General features: G+C 73.4%; 20 protein-coding genes, 1 pseudogene and 1 riboswitch. Of the genes and pseudogenes, 14 read left to right on the plus strand and 7 right to left on the minus strand.

What is annotated here, in order from left to right; translation table 11 throughout:
* Positions 1-41 precede the first annotated feature (41 nt).
* Positions 42-1,160 carry a cobalt-precorrin-5B (C(1))-methyltransferase gene (locus ACFW2Y_RS03205; protein WP_384872722.1) on the minus strand — a complete coding sequence of 373 codons (1,119 nt, stop codon included), beginning with the start codon at positions 1,158-1,160 and terminating at the stop codon, positions 42-44.
* A 12-nt stretch (positions 1,161-1,172) separates the two neighbouring features.
* Here ACFW2Y_RS03205 and ACFW2Y_RS03210 point away from each other — a divergent pair, with 12 nt between their 5' ends.
* Entirely contained in the window at positions 1,173-1,910 is a 738-nt protein-coding gene (locus ACFW2Y_RS03210; protein WP_384872725.1) for a cobalt-precorrin-6A reductase, read from the plus strand.
* Here the strand turns inward: ACFW2Y_RS03210 and cobJ are convergent.
* From cobJ to ACFW2Y_RS03225, 3 genes are read right to left on the minus strand one after another with little or no spacing between them, the layout of a single operon-like run.
* A complete protein-coding gene (gene cobJ, locus ACFW2Y_RS03215) occupies positions 1,901-3,385 on the minus strand; it encodes a precorrin-3B C(17)-methyltransferase (protein ID WP_384872728.1) in 1,485 nt (494 codons plus the stop codon). The genes ACFW2Y_RS03210 and cobJ overlap by 10 nt on opposite strands.
* On the minus strand, positions 3,382-4,017 hold the full coding sequence (locus ACFW2Y_RS03220; protein ID WP_384872850.1) for a precorrin-8X methylmutase: 636 nt from the start codon (positions 4,015-4,017) through the stop codon (positions 3,382-3,384). The genes cobJ and ACFW2Y_RS03220 overlap by 4 nt, the downstream gene beginning before the upstream one ends.
* A 14-nt stretch (positions 4,018-4,031) precedes the next feature.
* Complete coding sequence (locus ACFW2Y_RS03225) at positions 4,032-5,369, minus strand: cobalamin biosynthesis protein CobG (protein ID WP_384872730.1); 1,338 nt, start codon at positions 5,367-5,369, stop codon at positions 4,032-4,034.
* Positions 5,370-5,449: 80 nt separating this feature from the next.
* A riboswitch (cobalamin riboswitch) is annotated at positions 5,450-5,583 on the plus strand.
* A gap of 78 nt (positions 5,584-5,661) precedes the next feature.
* Here ACFW2Y_RS03225 and cobN point away from each other — a divergent pair.
* On the plus strand, positions 5,662-9,270 hold the full coding sequence (cobN, locus tag ACFW2Y_RS03230) for a cobaltochelatase subunit CobN (protein ID WP_384872733.1): 3,609 nt from the start codon (positions 5,662-5,664) through the stop codon (positions 9,268-9,270).
* Positions 9,271-9,429: 159 nt separating this feature from the next.
* On the opposite strand, the gene ACFW2Y_RS03235 is transcribed toward cobN, so the two are convergent.
* Positions 9,430-10,425: a S8 family peptidase gene (locus tag ACFW2Y_RS03235; RefSeq protein ID WP_384872736.1), complete on the minus strand. Its 996-nt coding sequence runs from the start codon at positions 10,423-10,425 to the stop codon at positions 9,430-9,432.
* A 99-nt stretch (positions 10,426-10,524) separates the two neighbouring features.
* On the opposite strand from ACFW2Y_RS03235, the gene ACFW2Y_RS03240 reads away from it, so the two are divergent.
* From ACFW2Y_RS03240 to ACFW2Y_RS03265, 6 genes and pseudogenes are all read left to right on the plus strand, one after another.
* Positions 10,525-11,469 (plus strand): hypothetical protein, encoded by a 945-nt coding sequence (locus tag ACFW2Y_RS03240; protein WP_384872739.1) that lies wholly within the window; start codon positions 10,525-10,527, stop codon positions 11,467-11,469.
* 2 nt (positions 11,470-11,471) lie between these two features.
* Positions 11,472-11,828 (plus strand): GntR family transcriptional regulator, encoded by a 357-nt coding sequence (locus tag ACFW2Y_RS03245; protein WP_384872742.1) that lies wholly within the window; start codon positions 11,472-11,474, stop codon positions 11,826-11,828.
* A 447-nt stretch (positions 11,829-12,275) separates the two neighbouring features.
* Positions 12,276-12,524: pseudogene (locus tag ACFW2Y_RS03250) on the plus strand (transposase); the annotation flags it as partial.
* A gap of 178 nt (positions 12,525-12,702) precedes the next feature.
* Positions 12,703-13,869: an acyltransferase family protein gene (locus ACFW2Y_RS03255; RefSeq protein ID WP_384872745.1), complete on the plus strand. Its 1,167-nt coding sequence runs from the start codon at positions 12,703-12,705 to the stop codon at positions 13,867-13,869.
* Positions 13,870-14,282: 413 nt separating this feature from the next.
* On the plus strand, positions 14,283-15,566 hold the full coding sequence (locus tag ACFW2Y_RS03260; RefSeq protein WP_384872747.1) for a hypothetical protein: 1,284 nt from the start codon (positions 14,283-14,285) through the stop codon (positions 15,564-15,566).
* Between the two features lie 200 nt (positions 15,567-15,766).
* Positions 15,767-16,129: a hypothetical protein gene (locus tag ACFW2Y_RS03265; protein WP_384872749.1), complete on the plus strand. Its 363-nt coding sequence runs from the start codon at positions 15,767-15,769 to the stop codon at positions 16,127-16,129.
* 9 nt (positions 16,130-16,138) lie between these two features.
* On the opposite strand, the gene ACFW2Y_RS03270 is transcribed toward ACFW2Y_RS03265, so the two are convergent.
* On the minus strand, positions 16,139-16,912 hold the full coding sequence (locus tag ACFW2Y_RS03270; protein ID WP_384872752.1) for a class I SAM-dependent methyltransferase: 774 nt from the start codon (positions 16,910-16,912) through the stop codon (positions 16,139-16,141).
* A 214-nt stretch (positions 16,913-17,126) separates the two neighbouring features.
* Here ACFW2Y_RS03270 and ACFW2Y_RS03275 point away from each other — a divergent pair, with 214 nt between their 5' ends.
* The 6 genes from ACFW2Y_RS03275 (at position 17,127) to ACFW2Y_RS03300 (ending at position 21,116) form a co-directional block, all read left to right on the plus strand.
* Entirely contained in the window at positions 17,127-18,521 is a 1,395-nt protein-coding gene (locus tag ACFW2Y_RS03275) for a glutamate decarboxylase (protein WP_384872755.1), read from the plus strand.
* A 93-nt stretch (positions 18,522-18,614) separates the two neighbouring features.
* Positions 18,615-19,025 carry a VOC family protein gene (locus ACFW2Y_RS03280; RefSeq protein ID WP_384872757.1) on the plus strand — a complete coding sequence of 137 codons (411 nt, stop codon included), beginning with the start codon at positions 18,615-18,617 and terminating at the stop codon, positions 19,023-19,025.
* An 85-nt stretch (positions 19,026-19,110) separates the two neighbouring features.
* The gene (locus tag ACFW2Y_RS03285) at positions 19,111-19,419 is read left to right on the plus strand and encodes a hypothetical protein (protein ID WP_384872759.1); all 309 of its coding nucleotides are present in this window, start codon (positions 19,111-19,113) and stop codon (positions 19,417-19,419) included.
* Positions 19,416-19,877 carry a pyridoxamine 5'-phosphate oxidase family protein gene (locus ACFW2Y_RS03290; RefSeq protein ID WP_384872761.1) on the plus strand — a complete coding sequence of 154 codons (462 nt, stop codon included), beginning with the start codon at positions 19,416-19,418 and terminating at the stop codon, positions 19,875-19,877. The genes ACFW2Y_RS03285 and ACFW2Y_RS03290 overlap by 4 nt, the downstream gene beginning before the upstream one ends.
* Positions 19,878-19,903: 26 nt before the next feature.
* Positions 19,904-20,359 carry an iron chaperone gene (locus ACFW2Y_RS03295; RefSeq protein WP_384872764.1) on the plus strand — a complete coding sequence of 152 codons (456 nt, stop codon included), beginning with the start codon at positions 19,904-19,906 and terminating at the stop codon, positions 20,357-20,359.
* Between the two features lie 184 nt (positions 20,360-20,543).
* Positions 20,544-21,116, plus strand: coding sequence for a dihydrofolate reductase family protein (locus tag ACFW2Y_RS03300; protein ID WP_384872767.1), 573 nt, complete (start codon positions 20,544-20,546; stop codon positions 21,114-21,116).
* A 147-nt stretch (positions 21,117-21,263) separates the two neighbouring features.
* Here ACFW2Y_RS03300 and ACFW2Y_RS03305 read toward each other — a convergent pair whose 3' ends face one another.
* Positions 21,264-22,043: an alpha/beta fold hydrolase gene (locus tag ACFW2Y_RS03305; protein WP_384872770.1), complete on the minus strand. Its 780-nt coding sequence runs from the start codon at positions 22,041-22,043 to the stop codon at positions 21,264-21,266.
* Positions 22,044-22,116: the final 73 nt, after the last annotated feature.

Consider the following 22,116-nt stretch of genomic DNA (forward strand, 5'->3'; position numbering starts at 1 on the left):
CCGCACGGGCCGCGGCCGGGCGGGCCGCCGGGGGCGCCGGGTCAGGGGCCCTGCACCGCAGACCGTCCCACCACGACCCCCGCGCGGTCGATGCAGACCACGTCCACCGCGATCGGGGCGCCCCGTAGCACGGACAGGGCCTCGTCGCGGGCGCGGGCGGCCACCAGGTCGCCCAGCGGGACGGCGGCGGCCTCGCAGAGGCGGAGGGCGGCGAGGCCCGTGTTGGCGGCGGCGACCTCCGCCGCCAGGGACTCCGGGGCACCCCCGGCGCGGGCCAGCTCCGCCAGGAACGCCTTGTCGACCTGCGAGCGGGCCGAATGGAGGTCCAGATGGCCGGCGGCGAGCTTGGAGAGCTTGGCGAAGCCGCCGCAGAGGGTGAGCCGGTCGACCGGATGCCGACGGAGGTACTTGAGGACGGCGCCCGCGAAGTCGCCCATGTCCAGGAGCGCGATCTCCGGCAGCTCGTACAGGCCCCTCACCGTGCGCTCCGAGGTCGAGCCCGTGCAGCCCGCCACATGGGTGAGGCCGCCGGCACGGGCCACGTCGACGCCCCGGCGGATGGAGTCGATCCAGGCCGAGCAGGAGTACGGGACGACGACCCCGGTCGTGCCGAGGATCGACAGGCCGCCGAGGATGCCGATGCGGGGGTTCCAGGTGGAACGGGCGATCTCGGCGCCGTTGTCGACGGAGATCGTGACCTCCACGTCGCCGGGGGCGCCGTGCGCGGCGGCGACCGCGGCCACGTGCTCCCGCATCAGCTGCCGGGGCACCGGGTTGATCGCCGGCTCGCCGACGTCGAGGGGCAGCCCGGGCAGGGTGACCGTGCCGACCCCGGGGCCCGCCCGGAAGACCACGCCGGAACCGGTCGGCAACAGCCGCACCGTGGAGCGGATCACGGCCCCGTGGGTGACGTCCGGGTCGTCGCCCGCGTCCTTGACCACCGCCGCCATGGCGGTGCCGCCCGCCAGGGACTCCGCCGTCAGCGCGAAGGACGGCGTCTGCCCCTTCGGCAGGGTGATGGTCACCGGGTCGGGGAACCCGCCGGTCAACAGGGCCGTGTACGCGGCGGTGGTGGCCGCCGTCGCACAGGCACCGGTCGTCCAGCCCGGGCGGAGGCCGGTGTGCTTGAGTTGGGCCTCACGCCCGCCGCCTGACGTCACCGAGGGGCTCCTGTGCACGTACTCATTCTCGGGGGGACCACCGAGGCCCGCGCCCTCGCCGGACTGCTGCACGGCGAGGTCCGGGTGACCAGCTCCCTCGCGGGGCGGGTCGCGAGTCCCCGCCTGCCGGCCGGGGAGGTCCGGATCGGTGGCTTCGGCGGCGCCGAAGGGCTGGCGACGTGGGTGCGGGAGCACGCCGTGGACGCGGTCATCGACGCCACCCATCCCTTCGCCGAGCGGATCAGCTTCAACGCGGCCCGGGCGACCGCCACCGTCCATGTTCCCCTGCTGGCGCTGCGCCGTCCCGGCTGGGTCCCGGCGGAGGGCGACGACTGGCGTTCGGCGGCGACCCTGGAGGAGGCGGCCCGGGCCCTCGGCGACCTCGGCGACCGGGTCTTCCTGACGACGGGCCGCATGGGCCTCGCCGCCTTCGCCGACTGCCCGCAGTGGTTCCTGGTCCGCTCGGTGGACGCCCCGGACGTCCCCGTGCCGGCCCGCGCCGAAATCCTCCTCGACCGGGGCCCCTTCACCCTGGACGGCGAGCGGGAGCTCCTCGCCCGGCACCGCGTCGACGTCCTGGTGACGAAGGACAGCGGAGGCGCGGCGACCGCCCCCAAGCTGACCGCGGCCCGGGAGGCGGGCATCCCGGTCGTGGTGGTCCGCCGCCCCCCGGTCCCGGAGGGCGTCCCGGTGGCGGCGACCTCCGAGGAGGCCGCCGCCTGGGTGCGGAGTCGCGGACGTCAGCCGTAGCGGCGCGGTGTCCACGCGATCGTGCGGCCGTCGCCCCGTTCGACCGCGCGGGTCTGCGAGGACCCGATCAGGAGCAGGGTGCGCATGTCGACCTCGGAGGGTTCCAGGGTCTTCAGGGTCAGCACCCGGACCGACTGCTCCGGCCCGCCCACGTCACGGGCGACGACCACCGGGGTCTGGGGGGAGCGGAGTTCGAGGAGGAGGTCGCGGGCGGCGGCCACCTGGTGGTTGCGGGACTTGGAGCCCGGGTTGTAGAGGGCGATGACCAGGTCGGCCGAGGCGGCTGCCCGGAGCCGGGCCTCGATGACGTCCCAGGGCTTGAGCCGGTCGGAGAGGGAGATCGTGGCGTAGTCGTGGCCCAGGGGGGCGCCGGCCGCCGCGGCGGCGGCGTTGGCCGCGGTCACGCCCGGGAGGACCCGGACGGGCACGTCCGCGTACGCCGGCTCGCAGGCGACCTCCAGGACCGCCGTCGCCATGGCGAAGACGCCGGGGTCGCCGCCCGAGACGACCGCCACCTTCCGGCCGCGCCGGGCCAGGTCGAGGGCGAACTCGGCGCGCTCGGACTCGACCTTGTTGTCGGAGCCGTGCCGGATCTGCCCGGGCCGCAGCTCCGGAACCCGGTCGAGGTAGGTGGTGTAGCCGACGAGGACGTCGGCGTTGACGAGGGCGCCGCGCGACTCGGGGGTGAGCCAGGGCGCTCCGGCGGGGCCGGTGCCGACCACGGTGACCTCGCCCGCCTCCCGCACCGGGGGCTCCTGGTCGATGCGGGAGGGCAGCACGGCGACCGAGAAGTACGGGACGGACGCGGGGTCGACCTCCGTCAGCTTCTCCGTCCGCTCGCCGGCCATGAACGCCCGCTCCACGTACCGCGCGTCGTCCAGGCGACCGGCCCGTTCCAGGGCCCGCTTCACGGTGGGGAAGGTGCGGCCGAGCTTCATGACGACCGCCGAGTCGGTGCCCGCGAGGCGGGCCGTCAGCTCGTCCTCCGGCAGGGTGCCGGGGATGATCGTGAGGACCTCCTCCGCCTCGCACAGCGGCTCGCCGAGCCGGGCGGCGGCGGCGCTCACCGAGGTGACGCCGGGGATGACGGTGGTGTCGTAGCGGTCGGCGAGCCGCTTGTGCATGTGCTGGTAGGAGCCGTAGAAGAGCGGGTCGCCCTCGGCGAGGACGGCGACGGTGCGGCCGGCGTCGAGGTGGGCGGCGAGGCGGGCCGCGGCCTCCTCGTAGAAGTCGTTCAGGGCCCCCCGGTAGCCGCCGGGGTGGTCCGTGGTCTCCACCGTGAGCGGGTACACCAGCCGCTCTTCGAGGTGGTCCTCGCGGATGTGCTCGGCGGCGATGGAGCGGGCGATGGAGCGGCCGTGGCGGGCGGAGTGGTAGGCGATGACGTCGGCTTCGGAGATCGCCTTCACGGCGGCCACGGTCATCAGGTTCGGGTCGCCGGGGCCGAGGCCCACGCCGTAGAGCTTGCCGGTCACTGCTGGATCTCCGCTTCGTGGGCGAGGGCGTTGAGCGCGGCGGCGGTCATCGCGCTGCCGCCGCGTCGGCCCCGTACGACCAGGTAGTCGAGGCCGAGGACGTTCTCGGCCAGCGCCTCCTTGGATTCGGCGGCGCCGATGAAGCCGACGGGTATGCCGAGGACGGCGGCGGGCTTCCCGGCGCCCTTCGCGATCATCTCCAGGAGGTGGAAGAGGGCGGTGGGGGCGTTGCCGATGGCGACGACGGAACCTTCGAGCCGGTCCCGCCACAGTTCGAACGCGGCGGCGGAGCGGGTGGTGCCGAGCTCGGCGGCGAGGCCCGGGACGGCCGGGTCGGAGAGGCCGCAGAGCACCTCGTTGTCGGCGGGCAGCCGCTTGCGGGTGACGCCGCTGGCGACCATCTGCGCGTCGCAGAGGATGGGGGCACCGGCGCGGAGCGCGGTGCGGGCGCCGGCGACGACGCCGGGGGAGTACGCGATGTCCTGCACGAGGTCGGTCATGCCGCAGGCGTGGATCATCCGGACCGCCACCTGGGCGACGTCGGCGGGCAGGCCCGCGAGGTCCGCCTCGGCGCGGATGGTGGCAAAGGACCGGCGGTAGATCTCCGTCCCGTCCTTCTCGTAGTCGAACATCCTGTTGTTCTCGCTCATCTCGTGTGGGTCGGCAGGCTGCGGGCCGCCGCGACTGCTGCGGTCAGGGAGGTGCGGGGGGTGGGGACGCCGTCCACCAGATAGCCGTCGTCGCCGGTGGCGAGGACGTCGATCCAGGTGCCGTGCGGGTGTCCGCAGCGGCGTGCGCAGCCGGAGAAGTGCACGGGCAGGGGTCCGGGGGGTGCGGCGGGGGCGTCGGCCCGGACGTCGGCGAGGGACTTGGCGCAGCCGGGCCGCCCGGTGCAGGCGGTGACCCGGGCGCCGGGTGCGTCGGAGCGGGTGAGCAGGCCGTGTGACGCCAGCTCGGCGAGCCGCGCCGGGAGGGAACCGACCGGGGTGCTTCCGCCGGCGGCCGGAGTGGGGGCGGAGGCTCGCCCGGCGGCCGGGACGGCGGCGGGGCGGTCCGCGGCCGGGGCGGCTGCGACGCCCACCACGACGACCCCCCGCCACGGCGTGAGCCGGATCTCGGCGGCCGGCAGCAGGGCCCGCAGCTGGACGGTGGTGAGCCGGCCGAGCGGAGCGAGGACGTGCAGGGCACCGTCGCCGAGCGGCCCGGGCTCGGGCGACCGGGGCGCGGGCAGGGGCGGTACCGGTACGGGCTCGGCCGTGATCCCGGCCCGTGCCAGGGCGTCGGCCCAGTCCGGCAGGTGCCCGTCGGGCAGTTCGCGGGGGCGCCAGGCCCCGTTTCCGGCGGCCCCGGCGGCGTCCAGGAAGGCGAGGGCGGCGGTGAGGGCGGCCCGGACGGCGTCCGCGGCGGCGAGCCGGAAGGCCCGTGAGCCGAGCCGCAGCAGGACCGATCCGTCCGGTTCTGCGATCAAGCTCACATCGCCGCCCAGTCCGGCCACGTCTCCGCGCCCGTCGTCCAGGACGAAGAGGAACCGCCCCGAAAGGGACGCCGCCCGGGCCTCGGCACAGAGCGCGGCGTCCAACCCGCGCGCCCACAACTGCACGTCGGCGTGGCCGAGTCCGTCGAGGCCCGCAGCGGGCGAGGCCACGATGTTGCGGACCCGTTCGTGGGTGGGGGAGGGCAGCAGGCCCGCCTCCGCCAGGAGCTCCGCCAGCCGTGCCCCGCAGTCCTCGGCGAGGCCGCGCAGCTCCGCGTTGCCGCGCGAGGTGATGCTGATCCGCCCGTCGCCGAGGGCGTCGGCCGCGCCGGCCAGGACCTCCACCTGAGCTGCCGTCAGACGGCCTGCGGGCAGGCGGAGTCGGGCCAGGCGGCCGTCGTCGGCGGCGTGCAGGCGCAGCGCTCCCGGGCAGGCGTCGCCACGGTCCCGCGTGCGGGCCTCGCCCGCTTCGGGCGTCGGGGGTGGGGTGGGCGGCATGGCGGCGAGCATACCCACGGGGAACCGGCCGGCCACCGGGTGTGATCCGGTCGACGTCCCCGCTCCCTGGGGGCCCGACGGCGCCACGATCTAGGATGCAGACCGGCATGGGGTCCCAGGACCCCGGGGAGGAAGCCCGGTGAGAATCCGGCGCGGTCCCGCCACTGTGAGCCCGTACCAGCGATGGCACGGGTGAGTCAGGAACTCCCTTCCCCGAGCTCTCGGCTTCGGCCGAGCGAGGGGAGGCCCCCATTCACACGACCACCCGGGGCGCGGACAACCCCGAGGAAGGCCTGAGCTCGCCATGCTCCTGCTGCTGTCGCACTCCGACACCGACCTGCTCAGCGCCCGTGCGGCGAACGCCGCGGCGCCCGGGGACGGCCCGGTCGAGTACCGCTTCGCCAACCCCTCCCGCCTGCCCCTCGCCGACCTGCCGGCCCTGCTCGACGGCGTCGACCTGGTCGTCGTCCGCCTCCTCGGCGGCCTCCGCTCCTGGCAGGAGGGGCTGGACGTGCTCCTCGCCGCCGGAAAGCCGGTCGTCGTGCTCAGCGGCGAACAGGCCCCCGACGCCCAGCTGATGGCGGCCTCCACCGTCCCGATCGGCGTCGCCACCGAGGCGCACGCCTACCTGGCGCACGGCGGCCCGGCCAACCTGGCGCAGCTGGCCCACTTCCTCTCCGACACCGTGCTCCTCACCGGCCACGGCTTCGAGGCCCCGGCCGCCACCCCCACCTGGGGCCCCCTGGAGCGCCCGGCGCGGAACGAGACCGGCCCGACCGTCGCCGTGCTCTACTACCGCGCCCACCACATGAGCGGGAACACCGCCTTCGTCGACGCCCTGTGCGGGGCGATCGAGGACGCCGGCGCGCGCGCCCTGCCGCTCTACGTGGCCTCCCTGCGCGCCCCCGAGGCGGAGCTCGTCGACACCCTCCGCACCGCCGACGTGATCGTCACCACCGTCCTCGCGGCCGGCGGCACCAAGCCGGCCGAGGCGCAGGCGGGCGGGGACGAGGAGGCCTGGGACGCGGGGGCGCTCGCCGCGCTCGACGTGCCGGTGCTGCAGGCGCTGTGCCTGACCGGCTCGCGCTCCGCCTGGGAGGAGAACGACGAGGGCCTGTCCCCGCTGGACGCGGCCAACCAGATCGCCGTGCCCGAGTTCGACGGCCGGCTGATCACCGTGCCGTTCTCCTTCAAGGAGATCGACGCGGACGGCCTGCCGGCGTACGTGGCGGATGCCGAGCGCGCCGCCCGGGTGGCCGGGATCGCCGTCCGGCACGCCCGGCTGCGGCACGTCCCGAACGCCGAGAAGAAGCTGGCCCTCGTCCTCTCCGCGTACCCGACGAAGCACTCCCGCATCGGCAACGCGGTCGGCCTGGACACCCCGGCCTCCGCCGTCGCCCTGCTGCGGCGCCTGATCGCGGAGGGGTACGACTTCGGGCCGGAGGGGGAGCTGCCCGGGTTGGTCTCCGGCGACGGGGACGAGCTGATCTACGCCCTCATCGAGGCCGGCGGCCACGACCAGGACTGGCTCACCGAGGAACAGCTCGCGAAGAACCCGGTCCGCATCCCCGCCGCCGACTACAAGCGCTGGTACGCGCTCCTCCCGGAGGAGCTGCGCACCGAGGTCGAGGAGCACTGGGGCCCGCCGCCGGGCGAGATGTTCCTGGACCGCTCCCGCAACCCCGAGGGCGACATCGTCCTCGCCGCCCTGCGGCGCGGGAACCTGCTGGTCCTCATCCAGCCGCCGCGCGGCTTCGGGGAGAACCCGATCGCGATCTACCACGACCCCGACCTCCCGCCGTCCCACCACTACCTGGCCGCCTACCGCTGGATCGCCGCCCGCGCCGAGGACGGCGGCTTCGGCGCCGACGCCATGGTCCACCTGGGCAAGCACGGCAACCTGGAGTGGCTGCCGGGCAAGAACGCCGGTCTGTCCGCCGCCTGCGGCCCCGACGCGGCCCTCGGCGACCTGCCCCTGGTCTACCCGTTCCTCGTCAACGACCCGGGCGAGGGCACCCAGGCCAAGCGGCGCGTGCACGCGACCCTCGTCGACCACCTGGTGCCCCCGATGGCCCGCGCCGACTCGTACGGCGACATCGCGCGCCTGGAGCAGCTGCTCGACGAGTACGCGCAGATCTCTTCCATGGACCCGGCGAAGCTGCCCGCGATCCGCGCCCAGATCTGGACCCTGATCCAGGCCGCCAAGCTCGACCACGACCTCGGTCTCGACGAGCGCCCCGAGGACGACGGTTTCGACGACTTCCTGCTGCACGTCGACGGTTGGCTGTGCGAGGTCAAGGACGCCCAGATCCGCGACGGCCTGCACGTCCTCGGTGGCGCCCCGGTCGGGGAGGCCAGGGTCAACCTGGTGCTCTCCATCCTGCGTGCCCGCCAGATCTGGGGCGGGACGCAGGCCCTGCCGGGGCTGCGCGAGGCGCTGGGGCTGGACGAGTCGGCCGCCACCCGCACCACCGCCGACGAGGCCGAGGCGAAGGCCCGCGAGCTGGTCGAGGCGATGGAGGCCGCCGGTTGGGACGTGGCGGCCGTCCCCGAGGGGTACGGCCCCGAGGTGCAGGCCGTGCTGCGCTTCGCCTGTGAGCAGGTCGTGCCGCGCCTGGCCGCCACCACCGACGAACTGGCGCACGCCGTGCACGCCCTGAACGGCGGCTTCGTCCCGGCCGGCCCGTCCGGTTCCCCGCTGCGGGGCCTGGTCAACGTGCTGCCCACCGGCCGCAACTTCTACTCCGTCGACCCGAAGGCGGTGCCGTCCCGGCTCGCCTGGGAGACCGGTCAGGCGCTCGCCGACTCGCTCCTGGAGCGCTACCGCACGGACAACGGCGAGTGGCCGACCTCGGTGGGCCTCTCGCTGTGGGGCACGAGTGCGATGCGCACCGCCGGCGACGACGTCGCCGAGGCCCTCGCGCTGCTCGGCGTCCGTCCGCTGTGGGACGAGGCCTCGCGCCGCGTGAACGGCCTGGAGCCGATCCCGCTCGCCGAGCTCGGCCGCCCGCGCATCGACGTCACGCTGCGCATCTCGGGCTTCTTCCGGGACGCCTTCCCGCACGTCATCGGCCTCCTGGACGACGCCGTACGGCTGGTGGCCGGGCTCGACGAGCCGGCCTCGGACAACCACGTGCGGGCGCACGCGCAGGCCGACCTGGCCGAGCACGGCGACGAACGGCGCGCCACCACCCGCATCTTCGGCTCGCGGCCGGGGACGTACGGCGCGGGCATCCTCCAGCTGATCGACTCGCGCGACTGGCGCACGGACGCCGACCTCGCCGAGGTGTACACGGTGTGGGGCGGGTACGCGTACGGCCGCGGGCTAGAAGGCCGCCCGGCGCGCGACGAGATGGAGACCGCGTACAAGCGGATCGCGGTCGCCGCGAAGAACACGGACACGCGCGAGCACGACATCGCCGACTCCGACGACTACTTCCAGTACCACGGCGGCATGGTCGCGACCGTCCGCGCGCTGAAGGGCACGGCCCCCGAGGCGTACATCGGCGACTCGACCCGCCCGGAGACCGTCCGCACCCGCACGCTCGTCGAGGAGACCTCCCGGGTCTTCCGCGCCCGCGTGGTCAACCCGCGGTGGATCGAGGCGATGCGCCGCCACGGCTACAAGGGTGCGTTCGAGCTCGCGGCGACCGTCGACTACCTCTTCGGGTACGACGCGACGACCGGGGTCGTCGCGGACTGGATGTACGACAAGCTGACGCAGGAGTACGTCCTCGACGCGGAGAACCAGGCCTTCCTGAAGGAGGCCAACCCGTGGGCCCTGCACGGCATCGCGGAGCGGCTCCTCGAAGCGGAGTCGCGGGGGATGTGGGAGAAGCCGGACCCGGAGACCCTGGCCGCGCTGCGCCAGGTGTTCCTGGAGACCGAGGGCGACCTGGAGGGCGAGGACTGATCCCCGCGGGGCGGGTGCCGGAGCCGTGCGGGGGAGCCGCTCCGGAATCCGTCCCCCGGCCACCGGTCGTTGGGGGGAGCCCGCTTCGGCGTGCCGGTGGACCGCGCCCCGCTCCGGCGGGCCCGGTGCGGCCGTCCGCGGGCGGTCCCCGGGGCGGGGCTACCGGCCCTTCGCGGCCTGCACCGCTGCCGCCGCGTCGACGTTCCCGAGCCCCAGTTTGGGCAGTTGGCCGGGGTTGGCGGCGGTGTCGCGGATCGTCTGCATGATCGCCGCCGGGTCCAGGCCCTGCTGGTGCAGGAGCGCGGCCACGGCGGAGACGTACGGCGCGGCCATCGAGGTGCCGGACAGCTTTCCGTATCCCGTGGTGTTCTTCACGGTCTCCTTCGAGGTGTGGGTCGGGAGCGTCGAGAGGATGTCGACGCCGGGGGCCGACACGGCGCTCTGCGCGCCGAAGTTGGTGAAGGAGGCCGGTTTCCCGTCCCGGTCGGACGCGTTGACCACCAGGACCGGGGTGTCGACCTCGTAGGGCTGGAGCACGGTGGCGTCGTTGCCCGCCGCGGCGACCACCACCGCGCCCTTGCCGTTCGCGTGGGTGATGGCCCGGTTGAGGATGCCGCCCTTGAGGAGGCGGGCCATCAGGCCGGACTCTCCGAGGGAGAGGTTGATGACGTGGGCGCCGTGGTCGGCGGCCCAGACGATGCCCTTGGTGATGTTCGCGTCGCTGCCGCTGCCGTTCGCGCCGAGCACCCGGACCGGCATGATCTTGGCCTCGGGGGCGCCGCCCGCGATGCCGACGCCGTTGTCGGCGCCGGCGGCGGCGATGCCGGAGACGTGGGTCCCGTGGCCGTTGAGGTCCGTGGGCTCGTCGTCGCCGTCGACGAAGTCGTAGCCGTCGACGAGCCGCCCCTTCAGATCGGGATGGTCGGGGTCCACGCCGGTGTCGACGACGGCGATGACGGTGTCCGTGCCCTTGGCGGTGCCCCAGGCGTCCGGGAGCTTCAGCGCGTCCAGGGCCCACTGCTCGCCGCGCAGCGGGTCGGGCTCGCCGTCGTCGCCGCAGCCGGTGACGAGGCCGGCGGTGAGGACGGCGAAGGCGGCGAAGGAGGCGAGGGCGGTGGGCCGGCGGCGTATGAAGATCTCCCCGTTCGTCGGCATGTGACCCAGTGAACAGTCGGTTTCGGCGTCCCGCATCTCGACGGGACCTCGACGAGAACCCCTATTGTTCTAGTAGAGTGCAAACAAGGGAGGTTTTCCGTGAACCGTGCCACGCCCCGTCTCCGCGCGCTCGCCGCGCTGCCCTTCGTCCTCGCGCTCGCCGCCCAGCTGCTGCTGCTCGCCCTCCATCACGACCGGCTGCCCGACCAACTGGCCGTCCACTTCGGCCCCGGGGGCGCCGACGGCTTCGCCGGTCGCACCGCCTACGGCGTGATCAGCGCCGCCCTGCTCCTCGGACTCGGCACCGGCTGGACGCTCCTCGTCCGCCGCAACGCCCTGTGGGGCGCCTGGGCGACCGCCGGCTTCACCGGCGCGCTCCTCGCCCTCCTGGTACGGGACAACCTGGACGCCGCCGATGCGACACAGGTCGTCTCACCCCCCACCGACCTCGCCCTCGCGGCGGCCTCCGCGGCCCTCCTCGCCACCGTCGGCCTGGCCCTCACCCGGCTCGTCCCCGAAGGGGAGCCGGCCGGCGCCTCCGTCGACGCGGACGCCCCACGGCTTCCGCTCGGCGCGGGCGAGGTCGCCGGCTGGACCCGCACCACCGGCTCCCGGCCGCTCACCGCCCTCGCGGTCCTCGCCCTCGCCGCGGCCCCGGTCGCCCTCCTCCTCGCGCCCTGGCCGCTCGCCCTGCTCGGCCTCGTCGGCCTCGTCATCGGCGTGCCCGGCCTCGCCCTCGCCCGCGTCCGGGTCACCGTCGACCGGCGCGGCCTCACCGTCCGGCCCTCGTTCGCCTCCCGACCCCGCGTCCGGGTCCCGCTCGACGAGGTCGCCGGCGCCGACGTCCGGGACGTCGACGCCCTCACCGACTTCGGCGGTTGGGGCTACCGGGTCCGGGCCCACCGGACGGGTGTGGTGCTGCGCTCCGGCGAAGCCCTCGTCGTGCGTCGCTCCGGCGGCCGGGAGTTCGCGGTCACCGTGCCCGACGCGCGGACCGCCGCCGCCCTGCTCAACACCCTTGCCGAGCGGCATGGGAAGGTCTGACCGTGCTCTTCCGTGTCGACCCGGCCTCCGTCGTGCCCCTCGGCGACCAGATCGCCGCCTGCGTCCGCGGTGCCCTCGCCGACGGCTCCGCCGCCCCCGGCGAGCGCCTCCCGGCAGCCCGGGAACTCGCCGACTCCCTCGGCGTCAACGTCCACACCGTTCTGCGCGGCTACCAGCGGCTCCGCGAGGAGGGCCTGATCGAACTCCGGCGCGGCAGGGGCGCCGTCGTCGTCCCCGGAGCCACCGCGCCCGGTCGCGCCCGGCTCCTCGCCCGTCTCCGCGAGGCGGCGGAGGAGGCCCGCGGACTCGGACTGACGGAGACGGAGTTCCTCGAACTGGCCCGCACGAGCCTGGGGTAGGGGACTCCGCACCCGCTCCGGTCCGCGGATCGGCGCCCCCGCCGGGAGCGTCGCGAGGCCCTCGACCGCCCGACCGAAGGGGCGCCCGTGGTTCCCTTCCGTCCCGCGGCCCGGACGGGGGAGGGCGGGGACGCCCGGCGGGGTCCACGGCGGGTCGTCGGCGGGCAGCGGTTCCGCCCCGTGCGCATCGGGTCCCGCCCCTGCGATCCGCCCCCGAGTTATGTTTTCGCGGTCCTGCAAGAGGGCCGCTGGTCTCCGGGCCCGGCATGACCGTGTCCCCCTGTCGAACGGATGACCCGGGGGGGGTGGTGTCACCGGGCCCGAGGGGTGCCGTCGGAGACGCTGATAAGAGGTCCGACCACCGCCTGACCAGGCGCAATGCCTGGTCGTTCGCGGGCGGCAGGTCTGCACGACGTGGATGCGCGCGCACGACACCGATGCCAAGGCCAGTCCGCCTCCATATCGGCGCCCTCCCTGACCGTCGCCCGCGATGCGGGCTGCCAGGTCGCCTACCTGCCGGGCCTTGCCATGCGGCGGATCGCCGACCTCTACCCCGGCGAGGCGAAGACCGACGCGAAGGACGCGGCGGTGATCGCGGACGGTGCCCGCACCATGCCGCACACCCTGCGCTCGCTGGAGCTGACCGCCGAGATCACCGCCGAGCGCACCGTCCTGACCGGCTTCGACTGGAGCCTCATGCCCCAGTGCCCAGGTGTCCACGACCAAGGGGAAGCTTCAACTCATCGCACAACCCTATGGCCTGTCTGGTGGTCGAACGGCCGAGAGATCCACAGCACGTCCGGCCTTTTGGGGGGGCGGGTAGCCCACAAGGGGGGGCAGTGGAGCCGGTACGAACGACAGATGGACGATGCAGGTGGAACAGAAGACAGCGGTCGGCTTCGAGGCGGGGCGCGCCGAGCGCGTGGTGACCGGGTCGAGGGTGGTGGTGCTGCCGTCTGCCCGTCGGGACCGGCTCGCGGCCCTGGACGGGCTGCGGTTCCTGGCCGCGCTTGCCGTCGTCCTGTTCCACTTCGTCGGGCAGACCAGGTGGGCGATGATCCACATCTGGGGGCTGCCGTACCAGAGCCTGTTCCCCCAAGCGCACGAGTACTTCGCCTTCGGTAGGCTCGGGGTCGACCTGTTCTTCCTGATCAGCGGGTTCGTCATCTGCATGAGCGCGTGGGGGCGCTCACCACGTGACTTCTTCATCTCCCGGGTGACCCGCCTGTACCCGATGTACTGGATCGCGATCGTGGTGTCGGCGTGCGTCGTCTACACGGTCGACACGCCGTTCGGCCGTCCCAATCCGCGGGTGCTGTTCTCCAACTTCACGATGCTCCAGATGCCGCTCGGGATGGAGAGCCTGGACCCGGTCTACTGGACCCTCTGGCCCGAGCTGTGCTTCTACCTGGCCTTCGCGGTCGTGGTGTGGAAGGGCCTCACCTACCAGCGCGTCGTGGTCTTCTGCGGGGTATGGACGGTCGCCGCGGTGCTCACGCCCGCCGCGGGCGTGCCGCTGCTGACGGTGTTGGTCAACCCGGCGTCGGCGCCGTACTTCATTGCCGGCATGGCCTTCTACCTCATGTACCGGTTCCGGCCGACCCCGGTCCTGTGGGGCGTCGTCGGCATGTCGTGGTTGCTGTCGCTGCACTTCCTTCTGAACCCGCACGGTCGCAACAACTGGGCCACGTGGGCGCCCTGGCGCGGCTGGCTGGTGCTGGTGGTCACGGTGTTCTTCCTGCTCATAGCTGCCATCGCGCTGGGCTGGACGCGGCGGATCCGCTGGCGCGGGCTGACCGTCGCGGGGACGCTGACCTTCCCGCTGTACCTGCTGCACGACGTCATCGGCATGACCATCGTGCACCACTACGGCACGAAGGTGGACCCCTGGGTGCTGGTCGGGGTCACGGTCGCCGGTCTCATCGTCCTGTCGTACCTGGTGCAGCGTTTCCTCGAACGTCCGCTCGCGAAGTTCGTGGGACGGTCGCTGCGGAGCGCGGCCTTCGACCTTCCGCTCGGGCGTCCCCGGGGCAGCTGCTGAAAGAAGAGGGGGGGGTGAGGGCCCTCGTCCAAGAGGGCGAGCAGGCTGTCGGGGGCACCGGTGCGGCTGACGATGTGGAGCCGGTCGGGGTGTGCGAGCTTGCGGTAGATCTCGACGTCGGTGTGGTTCTCGTCGGCAAGGTCCATGGCGTACTTCCGTGAAGCGGAGCGGCTGCGGGCGGTGGGAGCGGCACCGCGGGCGCGCCCAGGCGGCGAGGGCTGGTGGCCTGGCTCACTGGTGAGTGCCGTCGTCACCCCGCGCAGGCCCGCAGCAGTGCACCGCCGTCGACGGGGCCCGCCCGAGAGACGTCGGCGGGGTGCGCGGACGGGACCCGTACGCCATGCTCCGGGCGACAAAGCAGACCGACATGCCCAGAATCGTCCTGGAACATTCCCCCGGGAGAGGTGGGCGACATGGGCGATCCCGCTGGTGACGACAGCGACGAACTCTCGCTGCTCCGGGCCCGGGTGGCCGCCCTCGAAGCGGACCGGACCGCCGCCCCGCCGCCCCGCCACCGCCTCCGCTCCTTCTGCGCCGCCCTGCTCATCGTGATCGGCTGCCTCCTCGTCCCGCTGGGCATCGTCGCCTCCTGGACCGCGGACATCGTCGGCGACACCGACCGCTACGTGCAGACGGTCACCCCCCTCGCCTCGGACCCGGACGTCCAGGCCGCCGTCGCCGACCGGGTCACCACCGCCGTCATGGAGCACGTCGACCTGCCCGCCCTGCTCCAGGGCGTGGCACCCGACCAGCGCCCCCTCGCGGAGAAGGCCCTCGGCGCCCTGGGCGACTCGCTGCAGAGCGCGGTCGCCAGCTTCGTCCACGACCGGGCGCAGGACGTGGTCGCCTCCTCGGCGTTCAAGACGATCTGGGTCGATGCCAACCGGACGATCCACACCTCCCTCGACCGGGCGCTGACCGGCAGCGACGACGGAGCCGTGAAGATCGAGACGGACGAGGTCACCATCGACCTGGCGCCGCTGATCGAGCGGGTGAAGGAACGCCTCGTCGACTCCGGGCTCACGGTCGCGGGCAGCATCCCCGAGATCCACACCGACTTCACGGTGGTCAGGTCCGATGACATCGGCAAGGTGAAGACCGGTTTCGGGCTGCTGCAACTGCTGGGCGTGTGGCTGCCGGTGATCGCCGTGCTGCTCGTCGCGGGCGGCGTGCTGCTCGCCGTGCGCCGCCGTCGCACCCTGATCGCCGCGGCCCTCGGCGTCGCCGTCGCGGCGCTCGTCCTCGGCGTCGCCCTCACCGTCTTCCGCACGGTCTACCTGAACGCCCTGCCCGCCGACGTCTCCCCCGCAGCCGCCGGAGCCGTCTACGACACCCTGATCCGCTTCCTCCGCACCTCGGTCCGGGTGTTCGCGACCCTCGGCGTCCTGATCGCCCTCGCCGCCTGGCTCTCCGGCCCGAGCCGCCCCGCCGTGCTCACCCGCGGCCTCTGGCACTCCGGCATCACCGCGACCCGGGCCACCGCCGACCGCGCGGGCCTGCGGCTGGGCCCGGTGGGGCCGTTCGTCCGCCAGTACCGCACCTGGATCACCTGGATCCTCGTCGCGGCGGCTGCCGCGGCCTGCGTCTTCTGGCCCCACCCCACCGGCTGGGTCATCGTCGGCATCGCCCTCGGCCTGCTCTTCGCCCTGGCCGTGACGGCCTTCCTGGCGGAGGAACCCGTCGAGCACGCGCCGTAGCCGGGGCACGCCCCTACCGGCACGCAGGGCGCACGGGCACGTTCGTACCGGCGCGGGCGTGCGCTCCGGAGCACGGGCGGGCGGGTTTCCGGCTCGGGGGCGTCCCCTCCCGCACCTCCGTGCGCACCGCGGCGCACGTCGACACCGCGCCGCGCCAAGGACCTCCGCACCGGAGGCCCGCGCGCCTAGAATCGACTTCCATGTCGATCCCTGACGAGCTGCTCGTCGACGTCGCCGCCACCGTGGAATCCGGGCGGAGCAACCAGATGTCCCTGACCGTGGTCGCGGGAGGCGTGGTCATCACCGGGCGGTTGGCGCCCGAAGCCCTGTGGAGACAGCGGGTGTCGGAGGTCCTGACGGACTCGGACCGGCTGGGCGAGTTCTCCCGGGTGTTCTCGCCGGTGGACCGCAAGCACGACGAGCCCCCCACCCACCTCCACTTCCACCTCGCCCGGATCCTCCAGGGCACGGTGGGCATGCCCGCGACCGGCGGGATGTACCGGGTCGCCATCGCCGACGTCAGCGCCTGGACGGTGGGGGACTTCAGCTACTCCGACAGCTGATCGGCACGGCTACTGCTTGACCCCGGACACCACGAGGAACGGCGGGTGCCCCGCCTCCGCGGGGTCGCCCCCGAGCTGCGCCGACCGGTGGGTGAGGACCGGTTCGTGGACGTCCAGGTCGGTGAAGCCGGCCTTGCCGAGCACGTCGAGGTAGGTCTGGCACGGCCAGTGGTGGTCGACGAACTCCAGCGGGCCGCCCGTGCCGGGCCGTTCGCGACGGGACCGTCGCCGCTCGCCCTTGGTGTAGACGCGACCGGGTTCGCCGCTGCGGAAGGTGGAGAACCGGATGCCCGTGGTGCGGGGGTTGGCGTCCAGGACGGCGCACCGGCCGCCCGGCCGCAGCACCCGGTGCATCTCGGCGGCGATGTCGTGCAGCACGGCGACCTCGCCGGCGGTGACGAAGACGAAGCAGGCCATGGCGGCGTCGACGGAACCGTCGGCGAGGAAAGCGGGTCCCTCGTCGCCGATCAGCCGGTAGTCGATCCGAGGGTGCGGGCGTCGCGCGCGGGCGACCTCCAGCATGCGGGGCGAGACGTCGACGGCCACCACGCTCGCTCCGGAGGCCTCCACGACCCGGGTGGCGACCTTGCCGGGCCCGCAGCCGTAGTCCAGGACCGTGCGGACCGCGGAGGAGCCGATGCCGAGGGCGTGGAAGACGGCCGGGTAGCCGATCAGGCGCTCGGGCAGGTCGTCGTACGCCTCGATCGCCTCGGCGGGGTCGGAGTCGTCGACGGGCCCGGCGGGGCCCTGCCGGTCGGTGCCGCTGAAGGCGTGGGGGGTCATGTGAAGGGCCTTTCCGCTCTCGGCGTCCGCTCGCGACTTCCGCCGGTGATCCACTTCGTCCGGAACGTACTGGTCGGAGGAGCGGTAGGACAGGGCCTCGGCGTTCCGCTCACCCGGGTGGGCCAATGCGGGGGGCGACCGTCGGGCGCCTCGCCCCGCCCCGTGCGTTGATGGGGAGGAACGTCGAGAAGCACCGCCGACCGAAGGGGAAGCCGTGGCGCTCCACGAGATGAAGGGCCCGACGAGCGCGGACGCGGCCACGGACGTGTTCGCCTCCGCCCTCAGCGAGCGGGTCCTGCCGAAGCACCGGATGCCGGAGGACTCCAACCTCCCCAGGGTCGTCTACGCCATGCTCCACAACGAGCTGCTGCTCGACGGCAACGCGGCGCAGAACCTGGCGACCTTCTGCACCACGTGGACGGACGACGAGGTGCGCCGGCTGATGGGCGAGTGCCTCGACAAGAACATGATCGACAAGGACGAGTACCCGCAGACCGCCGAGATCGAGTCGCGGTGCGTGAACATCCTGGCCGACCTGTGGAACGCCCCCGGCAGCGCGACCGGTGAGGGCACCGCGATCGGCTGCTCCACCACCGGCTCCAGCGAGGCCGCCATGCTCGGGGGGCTCGCCCTGAAGTGGCGGTGGCGCGAACGGCGGCGCGCCGAGGGCAAGTCCACCGACCGCCCCAACCTCGTCACCGGTCCCGTGCAGATCTGCTGGGACAAGTTCGCCCGGTACTTCGACGTCGAACTGCGGCAGGTCCCCCTGGAGCCCGGTGCCACCGGGCTGCGTCCGCACCAACTCCGCGACCACGTCGACGAGAACACCATCGGCGTCGTCGCCATCCTCGGCGTCACCTTCACCTGCGACTACGAGCCGGTCGCCGAGCTCGCCGCCGAACTCGACCGCATCCAGCAGGAGACGGGACTCGACGTCCCGATCCACGTCGACGCGGCCAGCGGCGGCTTCATCGCCCCGTTCCTCCACCGCGACCTCGTCTGGGACTTCCGGCTCCCGCGGGTCTCCTCCATCAACGCCTCCGGCCACAAGTACGGCCTCGCGCCGCTCGGCGTGGGCTGGGCCGTCTGGCGCAGTGCGGACCTGTTGCCGGAGGACCTCGTCTTCCGCGTGAACTACCTGGGCGGCGACATCCCGACCTTCGCGCTGAACTTCTCCCGTCCCGGCGGCGAGATCATCGCCCAGTACTACACCTTCCTCCGCCTGGGACGGGCCGGTTACCGGCGCGTCCAGCAGGCCTGTGCGCTGACCGCCCAGTACCTGGCCGAAAAGGTCGCGGCCATGGGTCCGTTCACCCTGCTCTACGACGGGAAGGGGGCGCTGCCGGCCGTCTCCTACACCCTCACCGACCCGGCGGGCGCGGGCTTCAGCCTCTACGACCTCTCCGACCAGCTCCGGATGCGCGGCTGGCAGGTCCCGGCGTACCCGCTGCCCGCCGACCGGCAGGAGACGGTCATCCAGCGCGTCCTGATCCGGCACGGCATCGGTCGCGACGAGATCGACCTCCTGGTCCAGGACCTCCGCCGCTCCCTGGACCGGCTGACGAAGGGCGTGCCGGCGGACGCGCAGCGCGGTGGATTCCACCACTGAGACGACCTCGCAGGACCGGTGCCGGAGCACCCGCCCGGCACCGGTCAGGATTCGAGAAGCGCCGTGCCCGGAGCCGCCGCTAGCGTGAGGGCCATGGACATCACCATTCACACCAGCGTCCTGCCGCACGAGGACCCGGACGCCTCCCTGGCGTTCTACCGGGACGCCCTCGGCTTCGAGGTCCGGAGCGACGTCGGGCAGGGCGCGATGCGCTGGATCACGGTCGGCCCCGTCGGCCGGCCGGACACGTCCATCCTGCTGGCCCCGCCGGCCGCCGACCCGGGCGTCACCGAGGCCGAGCGGCGCACCATCGCCGAGATGATGGCCAAGGGCACCTACGGCTGGATCCTCCTCGCCGCCCCGGACCTCGACGCCGTCTTCGAGAAGGTGCGGGCCGCCGACGCGGAGGTCGTGCAGGAGCCGACGGAGCAGCCGTACGGGGTCCGCGACTGTGCGTTCCGCGACCCCGCGGGCAATCTGATCCGCATCCAGCAAGTGCGCTGACCCCGCCGGACCGGACGGTTCCCGCGGGTGTCGCGGCCCCTCGACGGCCCGCGGCTCCCCCCACCTCCCGCCGAGAGGAGTTCCCGTGTGCCACCCGGGATGGGCGCGCGCCCGCACCACCGCGCAACGCCTGGACGACTTCGCACGACTGCGCCGCGTGCGCGACCGGATCGACCGCGAGCACGACCGCCCCCTGGACGTCCTGGCACTGGCCCGCGACGCGGGCACGACGGCCGGCCTGCTGAGCCGCCGGTTCCGGGCCGCGTACGGGGACACCCCGTACGGCTACCTCCTCCGGCGCCGGGCGGAGCGTGCGGCGGTGCTGCGGCACCACACCACGACACCCCCGCCCACCCCGCGGGAACGACCCGACACGGAGAGGTCATCGAGATGACGGAGGCGCCGCCGCGCGGACTCGCGCAGCGCCTGGAGGACACCCGTGCACGGCTGGAGGAGGACGTCGACCTCTGGATCGCCTCGGCGGGCCCCTCGGAGGCTCCCGGAGCCCACCTCGTCCCGCTCTCCTTCCTGTGGGACGGGACCGCGCTCCTGATCTCGACGCCGCGCGCCTCGATCACCGGCCGCAACCTGCTCGCGGACGGTCGGGTGCGCGCCGCCCTCGGCCCGACCCGCGACGTCGTCCTCGTCGACGGCACCGCCGAACCGGTGGACCTGGCCGACCTCCCTCCCGGAACGGGCGAGGCGTTCAAGGCCAAGACGGGCTTCGATCCGCGCGAACTCAAAGACTCCTACCAGTACTTCCTGATCCGACCGCACCGCGTGCAGGCCTGGCGCGAGGCGAACGAACTGCAGGGCCGCACCCTGATGCGCAACGGCGCATGGCTGGCCTGACCACCCCACGGAGAGAGGACCCCACCATGACCGACGAGCAGGCTTCCGGCACGTCCCGCGAAGGCTTCACGGCGGAGGAGCGGGACGCGATGAAGGAGCGCGCCAAGGAACTGAAGGCGACCACCCGTCGCGGTGCGCGCGGAGCGAAGGCGGACACCGAACCGGAGGTCCTCGCGAAGATGGCCGAGATGCCGGACGAGGACCGGGTCCTCGCCGAGCGGGTGCACGCCCTCGTCAAGGAGAACGCGCCGCAGCTCACCGCGAAGCTCTGGTACGGCATGCCGGCCTACGCCAGGGACGGCAAGGTCGTCTGCTTCTTCCAGAGCGCCCAGAAGTTCAAGTCCCGCTACGCGACGCTCGGCTTCAGCGACCAGGCCGGTCTCGACGAGGACGTCATGTGGCCCACCGCGTACGCCCTCACGGCCCTGAACCCCGCCACCGAGAAGCGCATCGCCGCCCTCCTCGCCCGGGCCGCGGGCTGAGCGGGGCGACAACCTGCGCGGGTCCTCGACGCCGTTCGGGCGGGCATTTCGAGAAAAGTCCGCGACGAGCGATGAGTTCCTTCATGATCGACAGTCGTCATACACGGTTGGTGCGCGACGGCCCCGGACGGGGGCGCGGCGTGCGGGCCGCTCCACACCGGACACGAGACACTGAGGATCTGGCATGCGCACTCTCATCAGCACCGCGTTCATCTCGCTCGACGGCGTCGTCGAGGCCCCCGGTGGCGAGCCCGGTTACCGCAACTCGGGGTGGACCTTCAAGCACACGGAGTTCCTGCCCGAGGCGTTCGAGATCAAGGAGCGGGAGCAGAAGGAGTCCACCGCCATCCTGATGGGCCGCACCAGCTACGAGGCCTTCAGCCCCGTGTGGCCGGACATGGCGGACTTCGCCGACTACAAGACGATGCCGAAGTACGTCGTCTCCACCACGCTCACCGAGGACGACCTGGTCGACAACTGGGGCGAGACCACGATCCTGCGCTCGCTCGACGAGGTCGCCGCCCTGAAGGAGACCGAGGGCGGCCCGATCATCGTCCACGGCAGTGCCTCCCTCAACCAGGCCCTTTCCGACGCCGGACTGATCGACCGCTACCACCTCCTCGTCTTCCCGCTGCTGCTCGGCGCCGGCAAGCGCCTGTTCAGCACGACGGACAAGGACGTGCGGAAGCTGAAGCTGGTCGAGCACGAGGCCTACCCCAACGGTCTGCAGAAGAACGTCTTCGACGTCGTCCGCTGATGCGCGCCGCGGCGCCGGGCGCCCGTGAGGGCCCGGGCGGGCGGACCGGGCCCCGCGCCTCCTTCTCCCCCCCGGCCCGGCTTCGGCCCGGCCCGGCCCCGTTCCCCGGGCCGCGCGGACACGGCTCGCCCCCCGCTCCGGCTCAGGTCACGGGGACAGGAACGCCGTGACGACACCGGTCAGTTCGGGGTGGGCCAGGACGTCGTAGTGGCTCGCGCCGGGAAGGACGGCCAGTCGGGCGCCCGCAGGGTCCGCCCCGTTGAAGCCGGCGTCCTTCAGGCCACCACCGAGCAGGGCGTAGAACTCCACCATGTGTGCGGGGCGGACGGCATCGGCGTCGCCGAAGACGAGCAGGGTGGGCGCGGTGATGGTGGAGACCCCGGTGCTCCAGTCGTAGTCCTGGTGCTTCAGCTCGGCCGTCTTGCCGACCAGCACGGTCCAGTCCTCGGGGCGGGGCGCGAGCCGGGCGTAGAGCTCGTGGAGCGGAGAGTTCTTCAACACCTCGGCGGTCTCGGCACTCATCCCGTCCATCGCGGCGATGACCTCGGGGTGCCAACCGTCCCGCTTGCAGGGCGTGGAGACGACCACGAGCCGTCGCACCGCCTGCGGGTGCCGGACGGCGACCTGGAGCGCCACGTCCGCGCCCGTGGAGTAGCCCAGCAGGTCGGCCCGTTCGATGCCGAGGTGCTTGAGCAGGGCGGCGATGTCGTCCGCCATCAGCTCCGGGCGCAGCGGCCGGTCGATGTCCGCCGTGCGTCCGTGCCCCTGCAGGTCCACCAGGATCACCCGGTGGGCCTCCGCGAGCCGCGGCACCAACGGGGCGAACGTCTCTCCGGAACCCAGGCCGCCGTGCAGGAGGACCAGCGGTTCACCGGAACCGTGCTCCTCGACGTACAGGGACAGACCGTTGACCTCTGCGTAGCTCACTGTTCTCCCCTTCGGCGTGATCGTCGTGTTGCCACCGGGAGTGCGGACTCCGGCGGTGCGTGAAACTCATCGG

Origin of the sequence: Streptomyces sp. NPDC058877, assembly GCF_042742855.1 — a bacterium.
In the GTDB taxonomy this organism is placed as follows: domain Bacteria; phylum Actinomycetota; class Actinomycetes; order Streptomycetales; family Streptomycetaceae; genus Streptomyces.

Coding starts and splice junctions, on each gene's coding strand:
- ACFW2Y_RS03220 (WP_384872850.1), bottom strand. CDS start 4,017: ATGTTCGACTACGAGAAGGACGGGACGGAGATCTACCGCCGGTCCTTT.
- ACFW2Y_RS03225 (WP_384872730.1), bottom strand. CDS start 5,369: ATGCTCGCCGCCATGCCGCCCACCCCACCCCCGACGCCCGAAGCGGGC.
- cobN (WP_384872733.1), top strand. CDS start 5,662: ATGCTCCTGCTGCTGTCGCACTCCGACACCGACCTGCTCAGCGCCCGT.
- ACFW2Y_RS03235 (WP_384872736.1), bottom strand. CDS start 10,425: ATGCCGACGAACGGGGAGATCTTCATACGCCGCCGGCCCACCGCCCTC.
- ACFW2Y_RS03260 (WP_384872747.1), top strand. CDS start 14,283: ATGGGCGATCCCGCTGGTGACGACAGCGACGAACTCTCGCTGCTCCGG.
- ACFW2Y_RS03265 (WP_384872749.1), top strand. CDS start 15,767: ATGTCGATCCCTGACGAGCTGCTCGTCGACGTCGCCGCCACCGTGGAA.
- ACFW2Y_RS03270 (WP_384872752.1), bottom strand. CDS start 16,912: ATGACCCCCCACGCCTTCAGCGGCACCGACCGGCAGGGCCCCGCCGGG.
- ACFW2Y_RS03280 (WP_384872757.1), top strand. CDS start 18,615: ATGGACATCACCATTCACACCAGCGTCCTGCCGCACGAGGACCCGGAC.
- ACFW2Y_RS03290 (WP_384872761.1), top strand. CDS start 19,416: ATGACGGAGGCGCCGCCGCGCGGACTCGCGCAGCGCCTGGAGGACACC.
- ACFW2Y_RS03295 (WP_384872764.1), top strand. CDS start 19,904: ATGACCGACGAGCAGGCTTCCGGCACGTCCCGCGAAGGCTTCACGGCG.
- ACFW2Y_RS03300 (WP_384872767.1), top strand. CDS start 20,544: ATGCGCACTCTCATCAGCACCGCGTTCATCTCGCTCGACGGCGTCGTC.